Genomic DNA, 1,292 nt, shown 5'->3' with positions numbered 1-1,292 from the left:
GGGCCGGCATGCCCGGCCCCGCCCCTCCGTCACCCGCACCCGCCAGAGAGAAGACGCCCGTGGGAATCCGCCTGATGGTCGACGTGCTCCTGAGCGCGCCTGAGGCACTGACTCACCGGGAGAAGCTGCTCCTCGTCACGCTGGCGGAGGACGCCAACGACGACACCCGGATCACCTGGAACAGCGTCGAACGGCCCGAGGTTCTCCGCGGCGCCAAGGTCAGCCGGTCCCAGCTGTACGCCGTACTCAAGTCGCTGATCGACAAGGGTGCGCTCGCGAAGCTGTCGGCCGGCCAGAAGAACGGCACCGCGAAGTATGAGATCCCCAAGTTCCCGGACAGCCAGTGTCAGGAAATCGCGGACACTGAGCCCCCTTCTCAGCGTCCCGAGAACCGGGACACTGACCCGTCTCAGAGTCCCGGAATCCCTGACACTGACGCCAACGCTCAGTGTCAGGAAAATGCGGACACTGACGATTCTCAGTGTCAGGGAATCCGGGACGTCAGTGTCAGGGATTCCGGGACCCCTACTCCTCTTACCCCTCTGAAGGAGGGGGAAGAGGAGGCTTCCTCCTCCGCGGTGGCCGAGCAGCACCTCGATGCCTTCGGAGCGTTCTGGCTGACCTACCCCAAGCGCATCGACAGGGGACGAGCCAAGGCCGAATGGATCGCCGCCATGCAACGCGGCGAGGACCCCGCACAAATCGTCGACGCCGCCCAGGCCTACGCCCGCTCCGTCGTGGACGAGAACCCCCGCTACATCGCCTACCCGGCGAACTGGCTCCGCAACGAGCGCTACCACGACGAGCACCCCGAGCCCCAGTCCGACGGTCGCCCCGGACTCCGAGCTGTGCCCGGTACCGCGCACAGCCGGCAGCAGCAAGACACCGACGACCTCTTCGACCGCGCCATGCAGCGCGCCAAAGACCGTATGCAGCAGCAGGAGATCTCATGACCCCCGACGAGACCGTCGTCCTCGCCCGCTACGTCCGGGCGCTGTGCCCCCAGCAGAAGTTCGACGAGTACACCCCCGACGCCTGGCATGACGTTCTCGGCGACTACCCGCTCGTCGCCGCCCGGCGGGCCGCCGCCACGGTTGCCCGCCGCCAGCCCTTCATCTCACCTGCGGAAATCATCGAGGTGATCGAGCAGCAACGAGCAGAGAACGCCTCCGACTTCCAGGGCCCCGGCCTTCCCGCCGAAGTCCCCGACGCCGACCCCGACGACCCCGTGGCCTACATCGCCGCCCTCCGAGCCCAGCGCTACCGAGCAGCCGACGGCCACGAGCTGAAGC

Annotated in this window: 1 protein-coding gene and 1 pseudogene; both read left to right on the top strand. The window is 67.5% G+C overall.

Features of this window, described 5'->3' with window-relative positions; all coding sequences use genetic code 11:
* On the top strand, nt 1–953 hold a 953-nt coding region (locus ACWGIU_RS38035; protein ID WP_453712677.1), incomplete at its 5' end, for a hypothetical protein.
* Nucleotides 950–1,292, top strand: a pseudogene (locus tag ACWGIU_RS38030) (hypothetical protein); the annotation flags it as partial. The gene ACWGIU_RS38035 and the pseudogene ACWGIU_RS38030, both read left to right, overlap by 4 nt.

The organism is Streptomyces sp. NPDC054840 (assembly GCF_053611065.1).
The sequence above is the reverse complement of the archived record's forward strand: the minus strand, read 5'-3'. Positions and strand labels throughout refer to the sequence as shown.